Annotated in this window: 14 protein-coding genes; 12 read left to right on the top strand and 2 right to left on the bottom strand. The window is 72.4% G+C overall.

The genetic code is table 11. From position 1 onward, the window contains the following. Positions 1–109: 109 nt before the first annotated feature. The 11 genes from DTL70_RS12680 to DTL70_RS12630 all read left to right on the top strand — a co-directional run bounded on the left by DTL70_RS12680 (position 110) and on the right by DTL70_RS12630 (position 12,381). Positions 110–1,135, top strand: coding sequence for a Rossmann-like and DUF2520 domain-containing protein (locus DTL70_RS12680; RefSeq protein ID WP_114022237.1), 1,026 nt, complete (start codon positions 110–112; stop codon positions 1,133–1,135). Further along, positions 1,132–2,043 carry a pantoate--beta-alanine ligase gene (gene panC / locus DTL70_RS12675; RefSeq protein WP_114022021.1) on the top strand — a complete coding sequence of 304 codons (912 nt, stop codon included), beginning with the start codon at positions 1,132–1,134 and terminating at the stop codon, positions 2,041–2,043. The genes DTL70_RS12680 and panC overlap by 4 nt, the downstream gene beginning before the upstream one ends. Then, positions 2,040–3,845, top strand: a complete 1,806-nt coding sequence (locus tag DTL70_RS12670) for an L-aspartate oxidase (RefSeq protein WP_114022020.1) — start codon at positions 2,040–2,042, stop codon at positions 3,843–3,845. The genes panC and DTL70_RS12670 overlap by 4 nt, the downstream gene beginning before the upstream one ends. After that, positions 3,842–4,927 (top strand): carboxylating nicotinate-nucleotide diphosphorylase, encoded by a 1,086-nt coding sequence (gene nadC, locus DTL70_RS12665; RefSeq protein WP_114022019.1) that lies wholly within the window; start codon positions 3,842–3,844, stop codon positions 4,925–4,927. The genes DTL70_RS12670 and nadC overlap by 4 nt, the downstream gene beginning before the upstream one ends. Beyond that, positions 4,927–5,724 (top strand): type III pantothenate kinase, encoded by a 798-nt coding sequence (locus DTL70_RS12660; protein WP_114022018.1) that lies wholly within the window; start codon positions 4,927–4,929, stop codon positions 5,722–5,724. The genes nadC and DTL70_RS12660 overlap by 1 nt, the downstream gene beginning before the upstream one ends. Positions 5,725–5,859: 135 nt before the next feature. Further along, complete coding sequence (locus DTL70_RS35120) at positions 5,860–7,326, top strand: hypothetical protein (protein ID WP_181860928.1); 1,467 nt, start codon at positions 5,860–5,862, stop codon at positions 7,324–7,326. 118 nt (positions 7,327–7,444) lie between these two features. Then, positions 7,445–7,615 carry a hypothetical protein gene (locus DTL70_RS33515; RefSeq protein WP_181860902.1) on the top strand — a complete coding sequence of 57 codons (171 nt, stop codon included), beginning with the start codon at positions 7,445–7,447 and terminating at the stop codon, positions 7,613–7,615. A 115-nt stretch (positions 7,616–7,730) separates the two neighbouring features. Continuing rightward, entirely contained in the window at positions 7,731–8,141 is a 411-nt protein-coding gene (locus DTL70_RS12650; protein ID WP_114022017.1) for a BlaI/MecI/CopY family transcriptional regulator, read from the top strand. A 9-nt stretch (positions 8,142–8,150) separates the two neighbouring features. Continuing rightward, the gene (locus tag DTL70_RS12645) at positions 8,151–8,675 is read left to right on the top strand and encodes an amino-acid N-acetyltransferase (protein WP_114019014.1); all 525 of its coding nucleotides are present in this window, start codon (positions 8,151–8,153) and stop codon (positions 8,673–8,675) included. 161 nt (positions 8,676–8,836) lie between these two features. Continuing rightward, complete coding sequence (locus DTL70_RS12640) at positions 8,837–9,175, top strand: histone-like nucleoid-structuring protein Lsr2 (RefSeq protein ID WP_114022016.1); 339 nt, start codon at positions 8,837–8,839, stop codon at positions 9,173–9,175. Between the two features lie 680 nt (positions 9,176–9,855). Then, positions 9,856–12,381: an ATP-dependent Clp protease ATP-binding subunit gene (locus tag DTL70_RS12630; protein WP_114022015.1), complete on the top strand. Its 2,526-nt coding sequence runs from the start codon at positions 9,856–9,858 to the stop codon at positions 12,379–12,381. 78 nt (positions 12,382–12,459) lie between these two features. Here DTL70_RS12630 and DTL70_RS12625 read toward each other — a convergent pair whose 3' ends face one another. After that, positions 12,460–15,042: an NACHT domain-containing protein gene (locus DTL70_RS12625; RefSeq protein WP_114022014.1), complete on the bottom strand. Its 2,583-nt coding sequence runs from the start codon at positions 15,040–15,042 to the stop codon at positions 12,460–12,462. 436 nt (positions 15,043–15,478) lie between these two features. Here DTL70_RS12625 and DTL70_RS12620 point away from each other — a divergent pair, with 436 nt between their 5' ends. Beyond that, positions 15,479–16,201, top strand: a complete 723-nt coding sequence (locus tag DTL70_RS12620) for a M23 family metallopeptidase (RefSeq protein WP_114022013.1) — start codon at positions 15,479–15,481, stop codon at positions 16,199–16,201. 117 nt (positions 16,202–16,318) lie between these two features. On the opposite strand, the gene DTL70_RS12615 is transcribed toward DTL70_RS12620, so the two are convergent. Then, the gene (locus DTL70_RS12615; RefSeq protein WP_114022012.1) at positions 16,319–16,888 is read right to left on the bottom strand and encodes a TetR/AcrR family transcriptional regulator; all 570 of its coding nucleotides are present in this window, start codon (positions 16,886–16,888) and stop codon (positions 16,319–16,321) included. Between the last annotated feature and the right edge of the window lie 24 nt (positions 16,889–16,912).

The raw sequence follows: 16,912 nt of genomic DNA, 5'->3' as shown, positions 1-16,912 counted from the left end.
GGCCTCTTTCGTGAACGCACACCACCCTCACCACCCGCACCCCGGCGACGGGCCGCAGGGCGCCGGGGGGCGCTCGCGGTCCGCCGCCGGTGGCGGCCCCGAGCCGTCCGTGCCGGCGCGGGCCGAGGACCGCCCGGCACGGCTGTCGGTCGGCGTCGTCGGCGCGGGACGCGTCGGCCCCGCGCTGGCGGCGGCGCTGCGGCTGGCGGGACACCGCCCGGTCGCGGTCTCCGGCGTCTCGGACGCCTCCAGGCGCCGCGCGGCCGAGCTGCTGCCCGGCGTCCCCGTCGTCGGCCCCGACGAGGTGCTGGCCCGCTCCGAACTCGTCCTGCTGACCGTTCCGGACGACGCGCTGCCCGGCCTGGTCGCGGGCCTGGTCAAGACCGGTGCCGTGCGCCCGGGACAGCTGGTGGTCCACACCTCGGGCCGGTACGGCGTCTCCGTCCTGGAGCCCGCGCTGGCCGCCGGAGCGCTGCCGCTGGCACTGCACCCGGTGATGACCTTCACGGGCACGGCGGTGGACGTGCAGCGGCTGGCGGGCTGCTCGTTCGGGGTGACGGCGCCCGAGGAGCTGCGGCTGGCGGCGCAGGCGCTGGTCATCGAGATGGGCGGGGAGCCCGAGTGGGTCGCGGAGGAGGCCAGGCCGCTCTATCACGCGGCCCTCGCCATCGGCGCCAACCACCTGGTCACCCTCGTCAACCAGGCCATGGAGCTGCTGCGCACCTCCGGGGTGCAGGCCCCCGACCGGATGCTGGGGCCGCTGCTGGGCGCCGCCCTCGACAACGCGCTGCGCTCCGGTGACGCCGCGCTGACCGGCCCCGTCGCCCGGGGGGACGCCGGCACGGTCGCCGCCCACGTCGCCGAGTTGCGCCGGCACGCGCCGCGGACGGTGGCGAGCTACCTCGCGATGGCGCGGGCCACCGCCGACCGCGCGCTCGACCACGGCCTGCTCACCGCGGGCCACGCGGGCGACCTGCTGGACGTTCTCGGCGCCGGCACGCACGAGCGAGGCGGCGGCGCGGGCGGCCCCCACGGAAGGGGCAGCACGGGCGGCCCCCACGGAACGGGCGGTACGGGCGGGACGGGCGGCACCGACGAGGGGAACGACGGGGGCGACGGGGAGGGCCGCGCATGACCGCGCACGTCGTCACCACCGCCGCCGAGCTGCGCGGCCTGCGCGGGGACACCGGCGCGGAGCGCGCCGTCGTCATGACGATGGGCGCCCTGCACGAGGGCCACGCCGCGCTGGTGCGAGCGGCCCGGGAGCGCGTGGGACCCGGCGGGCAGGTCGTCGTCACCGTCTTCGTCAACCCGCTCCAGTTCGGCGCGGGCGAGGACCTGGACCGCTACCCGCGCACCCTGGAGGCCGACGTGCTGATCGCCGGCAAGGAGGGCGCGGACGTGGTCTTCGCACCGCCCGTCGAGGAGGTCTACCCCGGGGGCGAACCCCAGGTGCGCGTCTCGGCGGGTCCGATGGGCGACGTCCTGGAAGGCGCCTCGCGCCCCGGGCACTTCGACGGCATGCTCACCGTCGTCGCCAAGCTGCTCCACCTGACCGCGCCCGACGTGGCCTTCTTCGGCCAGAAGGACGCCCAGCAGCTGGCCCTGGTCCGCCGCATGGCCGGGGACCTCAACTTCCGCACCGCGATCGTGGCCGTTCCCACCGTCCGCGAGGACGACGGGCTCGCCCTCTCCAGCCGCAACCGCTACCTGGGCGAGCCGGAACGCACCCACGCGCTCGCCCTCTCCCGCGCCCTGCGCGCCGGGGAACAGGCGGCCGGCGCCGGACCGGCAGCCGTGCTGCGCGCCGCCCGCGACGTGCTGGCCGGCCAGGGCCGCCCGGTGGAAGACCCCGACCGCTCCGACGACCCCGACGGCTCCGACGGCCTCGACGTCGACTACGTGGCCCTCGTCGACCCGGCGAGCTTCCGGGAGATCACCGACGCCGCCTGGCAGGGGGAAGCCCTCCTCGCCGTCGCCGCCCGCGCGGGCCGCACCCGGCTGATCGACAACGTCCCCCTGCACCTTGGAGCCCCGCGATGACCCGGACCAGTGGGCAGCCCGCAGCCACCCCCGGCATAGCCGGCGGGGCCCTCCCCGCGCCGCCGGCCGGCTGGAGCCTGGAGGCGGACGTGGTCGTCGTCGGCTCCGGCATCGCGGGACTGACCGCCGCACTGCGCTGCGCGGCACGCGGCGCCCGCACGGTCGTCGTCACCAAGGCGCGGCTCGACGCCGGTTCCACCCGCTGGGCCCAGGGCGGCATCGCGGCGGCCCTCGGCGAGGGCGACACCCCGCAGCAGCACCTCGACGACACCCTCGAAGCGGGGGCGGGGTTGTGCGACGAGGCAGCCGTCCGCACCCTCGTCACCGAAGCCCCCGGAGCGATGCGACGGCTCATCGCGTCCGGTGCCCGGTTCGACACCTCCCCGGCGACGGGGCGGATCGCCCTCACCCGGGAGGGCGGCCACCACCGGGACCGCATCGCCCACGCGGGCGGCGACGCCACCGGAGCGGAGGTCTCCCGCGCCCTGGTCGAGGCCGTACGGGAGCAGTCCATCCGCACCGTCGAGAACGCCCTCGTCCTCGACCTCCTCACGGACGCCGAAGGCCGCGCAGCGGGCGTCACCCTGCACGTCATGGGCGAGGGCCGGCACGACGGAGTCGGCGCCGTCCGCGCGCCCGCCGTCGTCCTGGCCACCGGCGGCATGGGCCAGGTCTTCGCCGCCACCACCAACCCCGCGGTCTCCACGGGCGACGGCGTCGCCCTCGCGCTGCGCGCCGGCGCCGAGGTCTCCGACCTGGAGTTCGTCCAGTTCCACCCCACCGTCCTCTACCTCGGCCCCGACGCGGAGGGCCAGCAGCCCCTGATCTCCGAGGCCGTACGGGGCGAGGGCGCCCACCTCGTCGACGCGGCCGGCGTCCGCTTCATGCAGGGCGCCCACCCCCTCGCCGAGCTGGCCCCCCGCGACATCGTCGCCAAGGGCATCACGCGCCGCGCCGCCGCACAGGGCACCGACCACATGTACCTGGACGCCCGCCACTTCGGCGCCGCCATGTGGGAGACCCGCTTCCCCACCATCCTCGCGGCCTGCCGCGCACACGGCATCGACCCCGTCACCGAGCCGGTGCCGATCGCCCCCGCCGCCCACTACGCCAGCGGCGGTATCCGCACCGACCTGGCAGGACGCACCACCGTCCCCGGCCTCTACGCCTGCGGCGAAGCCGCCTGCACCGGAGTGCACGGCGCCAACCGCCTCGCCTCCAACAGCCTGTTGGAAGGCCTGGTCTTCGCCGAGCAGATCGCGGAACGGGTCGCCGAGCAACTCGCCGAGCCGGCCGGGGTGGCCCCCGGCCCGGCGTCCCGCGAAGGGGAGACCCCCGGCGCGGCTCCTTCCGCGGCCCCCTCCGCGGGCGTTTCCCCCCTCCAGGCCGTGCTCCTTCCGGCCACCGCCCGCGCGGAGATCCAGCGCATCATGTCGAGCGGCGCGGGCGTCCTGCGTTCCGCGCGCTCTCTCACGGAGGCCGCCGAGCGGCTCGCCGCCCTCACGCCCTCGCCGGGCTCCCCGGACTCTCCGGGGTCCCCGGACGCCAAGCCCGCCGAACCGGGTGTCGACACCTGGGAGACGGCCAACCTCCACCTGGTCGCGCAGGTCCTCGTCGCGGCGGCGCTCCGCCGCGAGGAGACCCGGGGCTGCCACTGGCGGGAGGACCATCCGGACCGCGACGACACCACCTGGCGCCGCCATCTGGTCGTCAGCACGCCCCCCGGCGGACACTTCACCGTCCGCACCACCGACACGACCGCCTTCCCCCCGGTCATGAGCGAGCACAAGGAGCACAAGTGACCGACGACCTCCCCCTCCTCCAGATCGGCAGGGGCCCGGCGGAACAGCCCGAGGAGGCAGGCGGCTGCGGCGACGCCTGCGGCTGCTCGGCCGGTGCCGCAGACGACCCGGGGCTCGACCCGCTGGAGTGCGGTCTCGACCCCGACCTGGCCCAACTCCTCCTCGACGCGGGCCTCGACCCGGTCCACATCGAGGACATCGCCCACCTCGCCGTCGAGGAGGACCTCGACCGCGGCGTGGACGTCACCAGCGTGGCGACCATCCCCGACGAGGCCGTCGCCACAGGCGACTTCACCGCACGCGAGGCGGGCACCGTCGCGGGGCTCCGCGTCGCCGAGGCCGTCCTCTCCGTCGTGTGCACCGACGAGTTCGAGGTCGAACGCCACGTCCTGGACGGGGACCGGGTGGAGGCAGGGCAGCGGCTGCTCACCGTCCGCACCCGCACCCGCGACCTGCTCACGGCCGAACGCAGCGCCCTCAACCTGCTGTGCCGCCTCTCGGGCATCGCCACCGCGACCCGCGCGTGGGCGGACGCGCTGGAGGGCACGAAGACCGCGGTCCGCGACACCCGCAAGACGACCCCTGGGCTGCGCGCCCTGGAGAAGTACGCGGTGCGCTGCGGCGGCGGCGTCAACCACCGCATGTCCCTCTCGGACGCGGCGCTCATCAAGGACAACCACGTCATCGCGGCCGGCGGCGTCGCGGAGGCGTTCGCCCGCGTGCGGGCCGAGTTCCCCGACGTGCCGATCGAGGTGGAGGTCGACAGCCTTGACCAGATTCCGCCCGTCCTGGACCAGGGCGCCGATCTGCTGCTGCTGGACAACTTCACGCCGGGCATGACGACCGAGGCCGTCACCCTGGTCGCGGGGCGGGCGCGGCTGGAGTCCTCGGGGCGCCTCACGCTCGACAACGCCGCCGAGTACGCCGCGACCGGCGTCGACTTCCTGGCCGTCGGCGCGCTGACGCACTCGTCTCCCATCCTCGACATCGGCCTCGACCTGCGCGCCGAGAGCGGCGCGGGCGTCGCCGACGAGGCGGGCGTCGCCGACGAGGCGGCGGACGCCGGTAAGGAGCGGCCCTGATGCTGCTCACCATCGACGTGGGCAACACCCACACCGTGCTGGGCCTCTTCGACGGCGAGGAGATCGTCGAACACTGGCGCATCTCCACCGAGGCGCGCCGCACCGCCGACGAACTGGCCGTGCTGCTCCAGGGCCTGATGGGCATGCACCCCCTCCTCGGCGACGACCTGAGCGACAACGTCGAGGGCATCGCCATCTGTTCGACCGTGCCCTCCGTGCTGCACGAGCTGCGCGAGGTCACCCGGCGCTACTACGGCGACATCCCGGCCGTGCTCGTCGAACCCGGCGTCAAGACGGGCGTGCCGATCCTCATGGACAACCCGAAGGAGGTCGGCGCCGACCGCATCATCAACGCGCTCGCGGCCGTCGAGCTGTACGGAGGCCCGTGCGTCGTCGTCGACTTCGGCACGGCCACCACCTTCGACGCGGTCTCCGCGCGCGGCGAGTACGTGGGCGGCGTGATCGCACCCGGCATCGAGATCTCCGTCGACGCGCTCGGCATGCGCGGCGCCCAGCTCCGCAAGATCGAGATCGCCCGGCCGCGGAGCGTCATCGGCAAGAACACCGTCGAGGCCATGCAGTCGGGCATCGTCTACGGCTTCGCCGGGCAGGTCGACGGCGTCGTCCACCGCATGGCGTCCGAGCTGGCCGACGACCCCGAGGACGTCACCGTCATCGCGACCGGCGGCCTGGCCCCCATGGTCCTGGGCGAGTCCGCGGTCATCGACGAGCACGAGCCCTGGCTCACCCTGATCGGGCTCCGCCTGGTCTACGAACGGAACGTCGACCGCGGCTGACCGCCCCGACCACGGCGGCCGGGGCGGCACGCGCCACCCCGGCCGAGGGCGCTGCGCGCCTCCCCAGCCGCGGGCGCCACGCCCAGAAATCGGGCGATAAGCACATTTAGGGCATAGGGCGCCTATCGTCTCCCCATGCCCACGCCATACGGTTCCCGAGGCGGCGTGGCGTTCAGCGCCGACGAGCTGCGCGTGCTCGGCGGCGCCCTCGCCACCGCCCTCAAGTCCACACCCGCGCCCGAGGACGCCCGCGCGTACCTGCGGCTCGCCCAGGCCGTGGACGAAGCCGTCCGTGAGGGCAGCAGGCTGCGCACCTTCCTGCGGGCCGACCTCGCCCGCTACCGCCGGGCCCTGCCCGGCGCCGCCGCCGGCTACCTCGACCAACTGGAGGCGGCCCTCGTCTCGGGCCACCGGCCCACCCGGGACGACCTGGCCGCCCTCCGCGAGCTGTGCGCCCAGCCGGCGGGGGCCGACGAGTCGGCCCGCCGACGCCGGCTCCTCCACCGCGCCGAGACGCTCGCACCCGCATACGTCCCGCGGGGGCGCCGACCCGTCGACGCGGAGCCGGTTGCCGGCGTGGAGCCGGCTGCCGGTGGGGATGCGGCCGCCGACGTGCGGCCGACCGCTGGCATGGGGGCGACCGCCGGTCGGGGTGCGGATGCCGACGCGGGGCCGACTGCCGGTGGGGATGAGGCCGCCGAGGTCCGGCTGACCGCCGATTTCCGGCCGACCGCCGACGTCCGGCCGACCGCCGACTTCCGGCCGACCGCCGGCATGGGGCCGGCCGCCGGTGGAGATGAGGCCGCTGGTGCGGGATCAGCCGGCGGTGTGGAGTCGGCCGACGACGTCGGGCCGGTCGCCGTCGGGGACGTGGTCGCCGACGAGGGTCCGGCCGTTGGTGCGGTGTCGGCCGCCGGTGTGGGGTCGGTCGAGGAGGTGCCGGTCGGTGGCACGTGCGCCGAGCGCGGGCCCCAGGTGCCTCCCGCCCGCTCCGCGCCTCTCTCCCTTCCCGCCCCGCTCGGGCCCGCGCGCCTGCCCCGCCCGTCCACCGCACCCGGCCCCACCCCCGGTCCGATCCCTGGTCCCGCCACGACGTCTCCGGGCACAGCCGCCGCGCCCGGCGCCCCCGCACCCGGCAGCACTCCCGGGGCGGGTACTGCCCCCGCGTCCGGCAACAGCCCCGAGGCGGGCGTCGCCAGCGCGCCCGAGGCCGCCTCCGTGCGCGGCCGGGGCTCCGTGGCCGAGGCCGGCCCCGCGTCAGGGGCAAGAGCCGAGCGGAGCGAGGTCGCTTCCGGGCGGGAAGGGCGGGAGTGGCGGGGTGGGCCGGAGGGGAACGGCGAGCGGGAGGGGGAGCCCTCTCCCGGTCCGGCGAAGCCCGGCCCCGCCGAGCGGCCCGGGTCTCCGGAGCCGGCCCCGCCGTCCCGCCCCGTCCCCACGCCCGCCGAGGTCTTCCCGCCCCGCCGCCGGACTCCGTCGCAGGACCCCTCTCCCGAGCGGGAGGGCCAGGATCAGGATCCGGATCGGGATCAGGACGAGGCCGAGTCCCGGCGTGCGCGGCCGTCCCACTCCCGCGACGGCCGCCCGCGCTCGATCACGGCCTGACCGCGCCTCGCGCCCGCCCTGCGGCCCGGGGGCGGGGCGCACCGAGTGGATGGTGCGTCCCGTCGGGTGAGGGCGGCGGCGTACGCTGGGGGTCTGGTTCGTCGAGGAGGCTCACGTCATGGATTACCTTGCCGCGCTCACCCCGCCGCTCGTGATGGCGGTGGCCTTCACCGCGCTCATCGTCGTCATGATCAAGAGTCAGGGTGGGGCGAACAAGGCGAAGGAGGACGGTGTCGTCGACGCCGCACTCTCCCGTGCCGAGGCCGGCCGGAGCGAGTCCGGCAGCTGAGCGGCTACTGAACGGCCGCTGGGCAGCCGCTGAGCGGCCGCTCACTCCGACGGCGCCGACTGCCCGCCTTCCGGGTAATTCCAGCGATTCGGACATTTTCCACTATTATTCTTCCGTGCCGAGGCCATTGGGAGAGCTGGAAGACGCCGTGATGACCCGGGTATGGCGCTGGAACCGCCCGGTCACCGTGCGGGAAGTCCTCGAGGATCTCCAGAAGGAACGCACTGTCGCGTACACGACGGTGATGACCGTAATGGACAACCTGCGCCAGAAGGGCTGGCTGAGGCGGGAGCAAGAAGGCCGCGCCTATCGATATGCGGCGGTCTCCACTCGGGCCGCGTACTCCGCGGCTCTCATGAACGAAGCGTGGTCGGCCAGTGACAACCCGGCCGCCGCGCTCGTCGACTTCTTCGGGATGATGTCGCCGGAACAGGTCGATGTGCTGCGCGCCGCCTTGCGCGTCGTACATCTGAACGGGGTACATCTCGATCCCCCCGGCGGTGAGGGCCCGGGTGACGACCGATAGCGTCCGTTCATGGCAGAACACGCACCGCTATCCCAGGTCACGATCCGCAGGGCTCGCACGGTCGACGTCCCGGCGGTGCGCAGCCTGATCGACACCTACTCGCGCGATCGCATCCTGCTCGACAAAGCCACCGTGACGCTTTACGAGGACATCCAGGAGTTCTGGGTCGCGGAACGGGATGCCGACGCGGAAGTCGTCGGCTGCGGCGCGTTGCACGTGATGTGGGAAGACCTCGCGGAGGTCAGGACGCTGGCCGTGGACCGTTCCCAGCGGGGAACGGGCGTCGGTCATCTGCTGCTGGAGAAGCTGCTGCACACCGCGCGCTGGCTGGGGGTGCGGCGCATTTTCTGTCTGACCTTCGAAGTGGACTTCTTCTCCCGGCACGGCTTCACGGAGATCGGTCAGACGCCTGTGGACGGTGACGTCTACAGCGAGCTGCTGCGCTCCTATGACGAGGGCGTGGCCGAGTTCCTGGGGCTCGAACGAGTGAAGCCCAACACCTTGGGCAACAGCCGCATGCTGCTGCGTCTGTGAACGGCGGCGCCCGACCGTCCTCCACTTTGTCCGAAAGGTCCCGCCAATCCCCGTGCGGTGCCGGGCAAACTCAGCACAGGGTTTGTGTTTCTCCCGCAAAAGCGGTTTGCTTTCCACGTCGGTATCTGTAATCAGTTATCCAGTACGAATGGGAGCAACAGGTGGCACAGAAGGTTCAGGTTCTTCTTGTCGACGACCTCGACGGCGGCGAGGCGGACGAGACAGTGACGTTCGCGCTGGACGGTAAGTCGTACGAGATCGACCTCACCACCGCTAATGCGGACAAGCTCCGTTCCGCTCTGGAGCCCTATCTGAAGAACGGGCGGCGTACCGGTGGCCGTTCCGCGCGCGGAAAGGGCGGCCGCTCCGGCTCGGCTTCCGCTGCGGGTCAGGACACGGCGAAGATCCGCGCGTGGGCCAAGGACCAGGGTTACGAGGTCAATGACCGCGGCCGTGTTCCCGCCAGCATTCGTGAGGCGTACGAGAAGGCCAACGGCTGAGTCATTCCGGTTGATCAGTTGTCCGGGCCCGCTCCCGATGGCCGTTTTCCGGTGCGGGAGGCCCCGTGCGGGCCTCCCGAGGGCCTTGGTGCGCCCCGCGATCCTGCCCGGCCCCCGCGGCCCGAGTCGCAGCGTGGGCGTTCCGTGACGGACGCCGCCGAGTGGGACGGCAGCGGGGAGACCCGATCCGGGGCAGTCGCGACGCTCACACAACGTCGACGGCAATCACCCAGGGTGTGCACGCCTCGTAGGTCCTGACGCGCATCCGTGTCCCGGTGTTCGCCCTGAGCGGATGTGGGCGACCGTATACGGGCGACGCCGCATGGATTGTCACACCGAGCGGGTAAGAAGGCTTCAGGAGCCTTAAAGCCCAGGTGGCGCAGGGCGGAACGGGGGTGCTGAGGCACGTGCCTCGTCGTGTGCGGACGCGTCGGGAAGAGGGCGTTCGCCGTCGGCGTAGTGGATCCAGGTGAATACGCCTGGCCTGCGGGAACATCGTCTCGCACCATCGGGTTGGAACTGTTGTCGGCTGTCCGGGGCAGGAGGCGCATGATCGACCGGATCGACCGGCCAGCAGTCGGCAGTTGGAATGAGCGGTCCCCCGTTGCGGGACTAAGCTGCGGAAGGACAGCGAGGGGAGCGTCCCCTCACTGCCTGACCGCTCTGAGGAGCGATTAACGATGTTCGAGAGGTTCACCGACCGCGCGCGGCGGGTTGTCGTCCTGGCTCAGGAAGAAGCCCGGATGCTCAACCACAACTACATCGGCACCGAGCACATCCTTCTGGGCCTGATCCACGAAGGTGAAGGTGTCGCCGCTAAGGCACTGGAGAGCCTCGGGATCTCGCTTGAGGCTGTCCGGCAGCAGGTGGAGGAGATCATCGGCCAGGGCCAGCAGGCGCCCTCCGGCCACATTCCCTTCACTCCCCGTGCCAAGAAGGTGCTGGAGCTGTCGCTCCGCGAAGCCCTTCAGCTCGGCCACAACTACATCGGCACGGAGCACATCCTGCTGGGCCTGATCCGCGAGGGCGAGGGCGTCGCCGCCCAGGTCCTCGTGAAGCTGGGCGCCGACCTGAACCGGGTCCGCCAGCAGGTCATCCAGCTCCTGTCCGGTTACTCCGGTGGCAAGGAAGCCGCCACGGCCGGCGGACCCGCCGAGGGCACGCCGTCCACCTCGCTCGTCCTGGACCAGTTCGGCCGCAATCTGACGCAGGCCGCCCGCGAGTCCAAGCTCGACCCGGTCATCGGGCGCGAGAAGGAGATCGAGCGGGTCATGCAGGTCCTGTCCCGCCGCACCAAGAACAACCCGGTGCTGATCGGCGAGCCCGGCGTCGGCAAGACCGCCGTCGTCGAGGGGCTGGCGCAGGCCATCGTCAAGGGCGAGGTGCCCGAGACCCTCAAGGAGAAGCACCTCTACACCCTGGACCTGGGCGCGCTGGTCGCGGGCTCCCGCTACCGCGGTGACTTCGAGGAGCGCCTGAAGAAGGTGCTCAAGGAGATCCGCACCCGCGGCGACATCATCCTGTTCATCGACGAGCTGCACACCCTGGTCGGCGCGGGCGCCGCCGAGGGCGCCATCGACGCCGCCAGCATCCTCAAGCCGATGCTGGCCCGCGGCGAGCTGCAGACCATCGGTGCCACGACGCTGGACGAGTACCGCAAGTACCTGGAGAAGGACGCGGCCCTGGAGCGCCGCTTCCAGCCCATCCAGGTGGCGGAGCCGTCGCTGCCGCACACCATCGAGATCCTCAAGGGCCTGCGCGACAGGTACGAGGCGCACCACCGCGTCTCCATCACCGACGCGGCCCTGGTCGGCGCGGCCACGCTCGCCGACCGCTACATCTCGGACCGTTACCTGCCGGACAAGGCCATCGACCTGATCGACGAGGCCGGCTCCCGCATGCGTATCCGCCGGATGACCGCCCCGCCGGACCTGCGCGAGTTCGACGAGAAGATCGCGAACGTGCGCCGGGACAAGGAGTCCGCGATCGACTCGCAGGACTTCGAGAAGGCCGCCTCCCTCCGGGACACGGAGAAGCAGCTGCTGGCGGAGAAGGCCAAGCGGGAGAAGGAGTGGAAGGCCGGCGACATGGACGTCGTCGCCGAGGTCGACGAGGATCTGATCGCCGAGGTCCTGGCCGCCTCCACGGGCGTGCCGGTCATGCGGCTCACCGAGGAGGAGTCCAGCAGGCTCCTGCGCATGGAGGACGAGCTGCACAAGCGCGTCATCGGCCAGGAGGACGCCATCAAGGCGCTCTCCCAGGCGATCCGGCGCACCCGTGCGGGTCTGAAGGACCCCAAGCGTCCCGGTGGCTCGTTCATCTTCGCCGGCCCGTCCGGTGTCGGTAAGACGGAGCTGTCCAAGACGCTGGCGGAGTTCCTGTTCGGCGACGAGGACGCGCTGATCTCCCTCGACATGTCGGAGTTCGGCGAGAAGCACACCGTCTCGCGGCTGTTCGGCTCCCCGCCCGGCTACGTCGGCTACGAGGAGGGCGGTCAGCTCACCGAGAAGGTGCGCCGCAAGCCGTTCTCGGTCGTCCTGTTCGACGAGGTCGAGAAGGCCCACCCGGACATCTTCAACTCGCTGCTGCAGATCCTGGAGGACGGTCGCCTGACCGACTCGCAGGGCCGGGTCGTGGACTTCAAGAACACCGTCATCATCATGACGACGAACCTGGGCACCCGGGACATCTCCAAGGGCTTCAACCTCGGCTTCGCCGGCCAGGGTGACGTCCGTGCGGGGTACGACCGGATGAAGGCCAAGGTCAACGACGAGCTCAAGCAGCACTTCCGCCCCGAGTTCCTCAACCGCGTGGACGACACGGTGGTCTTCCACCAGCTCACGCAGGAGGACATCATCCGCATCGTGGACCTGATGATCCAGCAGGTCGACGAGCGGCTGAAGGACCGCGACATGGGCATCGAGCTCAGCCAGGACGCCAAGGAGCTGCTGGCCAAGAAGGGCTACGACCCGGTGATGGGTGCCCGGCCGCTGCGCCGGACCATCCAGCGCGAGGTGGAGGACATCCTGTCGGAGAAGATCCTCTTCGGGGAGCTGCGTCCCGGGCACATCGTGGTCGTCGACACCGAGGGGGAGGGCGAGGCGAAGACCTTCACCTTCCGCGGTGAGGAGAAGTCGGCGCTGCCGGACGCTCCTCCGGTGGAGTCCGCCGCGGGCGGTGGCCCGAACCTGAGCAAGGAGGCGTAAGCCTCCGCCGCACCACCGAGCGGGGCCGGTCCTGTGTGGCCGGCCCCGCTCGCGTGCTCTGACCGCTTCCACTGCGGGCTAGGACATGATGCGGATGCCCTCGGGTACGCCGCTGACGCGCGGCAGCCGCGGGTTGACCCGCAGGGTCGTCAGCTGGGGGAAGGCGGCGAGCCACCCCATGGGGACGCCGAGGTCGTAGGCGAGCCACAGGTGGGTCAGCTGCTCGCGCGCGAGTCCCTCCAGCAGCTCGTCGGGCGTGAAGGGCCCGACGATCTGCACGCGGGCCCTGCCGCCGAGTTTCCGCAGCGCGGCCAGCTCGTACCGGTCGGAGACGGGGTAGTACAGGCCCTCGGGGTCGAGGTGCCCGATGATCTCGTCCGCGTACCGGTCGGTGTCGAAGTTGTGCCATCCCCGCGCGAGCTCGGCCCGCAGCTGGAGGGAGGCCCGGTTGCGGAGCTGGGCGAGGTAGTGGACGGCGGCGTCGTCGTTGATCCGGGTGACGGTGACGGCGAGCCGGTGGGCCTCGCGGTCGGTGACGTGGGTGGGGTCGGGGAGCATCTCCAGGACTATGGGGCCCACCCAGCCGAGGCTGCGGGCGGCTTCCACGGTGGTGGGGCGCACCATGTTGCGGGTCTCGCGCCGGATGCGGGCGTGCGTGTCGGGGTCCAGCTCGGTGACGTGTTCGAGGCAGGCCGCTGCCAGCAGGCGGCGCCGGTTGCGCTGCATGCCCTTGCGTCCTGGCGCCAGCAGTCCGCCGAGGAGCCGCGCGCACTCCGCGGGGCGGGCGTGGGCGACGGCCATGCGGATGACCTCTTCCCACTCGGTCTCGTGGGCGTGGTCGAGGAGCAGGTCGAAGGCGCCCTGTTCGACGGCTTCCTTGGCGGCGAGGTAGTCCTGCACGGTGCGGTGGACGAACTCCACCGAGCGGTCGGCCTGCTCGCGGAGCAGCCCGGTGCGCAGCAGCAGGTGGTTGAAGATGTCCTCGGGGCGGCCCTGGCCCGCCGTGGAGGGGATGGCCGGCAGGTTGCGGGAGATCTCCTCGAGCGCCTCGTCCAGCGGGATCTCGGCGCGCCGCTCGACCAGCATCCGGAAGGCGAGTTTGCGCAGCAGCCGCTCGCGGGCTCCGCGCCGCAGCTTGACGGCGTCGGCGTACAGCACCCGGCGTTCGGGGTCGCGCCGCTGGAGCAGCATCTCCATCGCCGCTTCGTACAGCTCCTTGCGGCCGTGCGGCAGGGAGCCCGAGCGGTCGCGGTTGAGGGCGCAGATCAGTCCGCACATCAGCGGGTTGGTGGCCAGTCCGCGCAGTTCGCGGTAGAGGGGGATGGAGGCCAGCAGCCGGTCGCGGTACTCGGCCAGCAGCTGGTGGTCCTTGCCCTCGTCGTCGGCGGCGGCCGTGTGCCAGGCGGTGATGAAGGTGGCGACCTGGCCCCGGCTCATCGGTGCGAGGCTCAGCTCGTCGAAGCCCTCGTCGGCCAGCCAGTTCGCCTCCACGGACGAGGGGCGGGCGGTGACGAGGCAGAAGTTGCCCGAGTAGATCCGCATGAGGCGGCGCAGCTGGTCGCGGAGCGCGGCGCGTTCGGACTCGGGGGCCTCGTCGATGCCGTCGACCAGCAGCAGGCCCCGTTCCTCGGTCAGTACGCGTGCCGCCCAGCCGTCGGGTGCCTCGTCGGCGAGCGGGTGGCGCACGGCGTGCAGGAAGTCGTCGGGGGAGGGGAATCCCTCGCGGGCGAAGCGGCGTACCGGCAGGACGAGCGGTATCCGGCCGCGGAGCGAGGCGAGTTCGGCCGGCAGCGCGTCCCGTGCCGTGGCGACGGCGAGCCACTGCACCAGCGTCGTCTTGCCGGAGCCGGCCACGCCGCGCAGCAGAACCCTTTCGTGTCCGCCGAGCGCCCTGTCGGCGGGGAGTACGGGCTCGCCGCTGTCCTCGCCGCCCATCTCGGCCCGCCGCTCGGGGTTGTCGAACTCGGCGCTGAGGCTGAGGTAGGTGGCGTCCAGCGACCAGCTGTCGGGGGTGTTCGGGTTGGGCAGGTCGATGCCGTGGATGGTGACCCGGTTGTGCTCCTCGGCGACGGAGCGGGCGTACCGGACCTCGAACTCGGCGTCGGCGGCGGACGGCTCGGGGCGGCCGCGTACGGCTTCGACATCGTTGAGGTCGATCAACTGGCGTATCCGGTGTGCGCGTTCAGGCATGTGTTCGGCGAGGACGGGGGAGCGGCGGATCAGGTGGTGCAGCAGGTGCAGGCAGACGGCGACCAGCAGCCGGTCGTGGAACCAGGCGGCGTCCGGATTCAGCTCCCGGTCGGCGCCCGGCACCGCGGAGCGCAGCCGCCGCGCGTAGTCCTGCGGCCCCAGCCGTACCGCCTGCACGTCCGTGACGTCCAGCTCGCCGATGATCCACAACATGCGCGAGAGCACCGCGGCGACCGGCGCCTCGTCCCTGGCCGGCAGCCGGTGGGCGGGCGCCGTCAGGCTCACCAGCTCCTCGGCGAGCGAGAGCAGCGACGCGTAACTCAGCGGCGGCGCCTCCCCCCGGAAGGAGACCAGCCGCGCCAGCAGCTCCCCCTCGGCCTGCGCCTTGTCCGGCGTGGCCTCCACGGGGAGCAGGAACTGGCTGACGAGGGGGTCGGCGACGGCGGAGGCGAGCCGGACGGCAGGGTCCATGTGAGCGGGCTCCCGGGGACGGGGGCGGGGTGGCGGGCGCGTGCGGGCTGGTGGCGGTCGGGTCCCCCACCAGCGTAGGCCGTCCGTGTGGCAGCGGTCACCCTGCGTTCGCGCCAGGGTTGGCCGGTCGTGCGTGCCGTGGGCGGGGCCCTATGAGCGGGGCCACATCCGAGGGGCCGGGAACGGGCCGCGCCCGTGAGGTGGGGCACAGGCGGGCCGGGGTCTACGAAGCCGCTTAGGAGAGGGCGGCGCGCCGGCGGGCGCGGGGGGCGGAGCGGGGCCCGGTGCCGGAGCGCCGAGTGGCGTGCGTCTCTCATGCTACTACGGGGGCGTTTAGTAATAACGGTCCTTGATGTCCTTTTTCTGGCGGGTTACCAAGGGGGCGCGTCCGGGTTCGGGCGCACTTCACGAACCCCCTCACGGAGGTAGCACCCGCATGCGGAAGTTCAGGACCACCAACCGCGCCGCTGTCGTCTCGGCGTCCCTCGTCGCCGGGCTCGGCGCGTCGATGGCCCTGGGGGCCGGCACCGCGTCCGCGGCCGGGAAGGCCGAGACCGGCGCGGCCCACACCGACCTCTTCGCGCTCGGCACGGCCAACCAGCTCGCCGAGTCCACCCGCGCCCAGGCCGACGCGCACCGCAAGGCCGTCGAGGCGGCGAAGAAGGGCGAGCAGCGCGCCGCCGAGGCGAAGAAGCACGCCGCCGAGAAGGCCGCCAGGGACGCCGAACGTCTCCAGCTGTCCTGGGTCAAGCCCGTCTCGGGCAAGTACGAGCTGAGCGCCACCTTCGGCAAGGCAGGCGGCCGCTGGGCGCACAACCACTCGGGCCAGGACTTCGCCGTGAACATCGGTACCCCCGTCAAGGCGGTGCACCAGGGCACCGTCGTCAAGGCGGGCCCGAACGGCGCAGGCGACGGTCCCGCGTACGGCAACGCCCTCGTCGTCCGGCACGAGAACGGCGCGTACTCGCAGTACGCCCACCTCTCCGAGATCGACGTCAAGCCGGGTCAGCAGATCAAGACCGGCCAGGTCATAGCCAAGTCGGGCAACACGGGTAACTCCTCCGGGCCGCACCTGCACTTCGAGATCCGCCAGGGCGCCGACTACGGCACCGCCGTCGACCCCGTCAGCGCGATGCGCGCGGTGGGCGTCGACTTCTGAGCCGACCCCGCCCCGAGGGGACTCCCCACGCCAGGCCCCGGCACTCCCCGTGCCGGGGCCTTCGGCGTGCCGGAGTCCTCGGCGTGCCGGGGCCGTCGGCGCGTACGAACGCGTGGTTCAGGCGCCGTCGCCGTGGTGGGCGGCGGTGACCAGCTCCTCGGCGACCTCCAGGGCCGCCCGGCGCTTGTCCTCGGGGCCCGCGCCCGAGCTGTCCAGGGTGAAGAGCGTCGAGTGCATGGTGAACAGGGCTGAGGTGCAGCGCACCTGGTCGGTGAGGGCCGCGTCCTGGTCCTTGAGGAACCCCAGGAGGGTGAAGATCCGCTTCTTCATCTGCTCGCCGATGGACAGCTCGCGCAGCGTCGCCTGGTTCTCGTGCATGAACCGCACCAGCGGGGTGGCGTTGCCGATGCACACGCTGTAGCGGCGGAGGATCTGCAGCTTGGCCTCCAGCGTGGTCGGGTGGTGTATCCGCGCCCAGGCGATGACCTCGTCGCACGGGCCGAGCACCAGGTCCTCGAAGAGGCTGGTGACCAGGTCCTCCTTCGTCTTGAAGTGGTAGTAGAGCGCGGCCTTCGTCACACCGAGCTGTTCCGCGATCTCTCTGAGTGAGGTTTTCTCGTAACCGCGTTCGGCGAACAGCTCCAGGGCGACGTCCTGGATGCGCTGACGGGTGTTTCCCCTGCTCATGCCGACCCCTTCACAACTTACTTG

Source organism: Streptomyces diacarni, assembly GCF_003323715.1.
Classification (GTDB): domain Bacteria; phylum Actinomycetota; class Actinomycetes; order Streptomycetales; family Streptomycetaceae; genus Streptomyces; species Streptomyces diacarni.
This window is presented reverse-complemented; position numbering and strand designations above follow the sequence as displayed.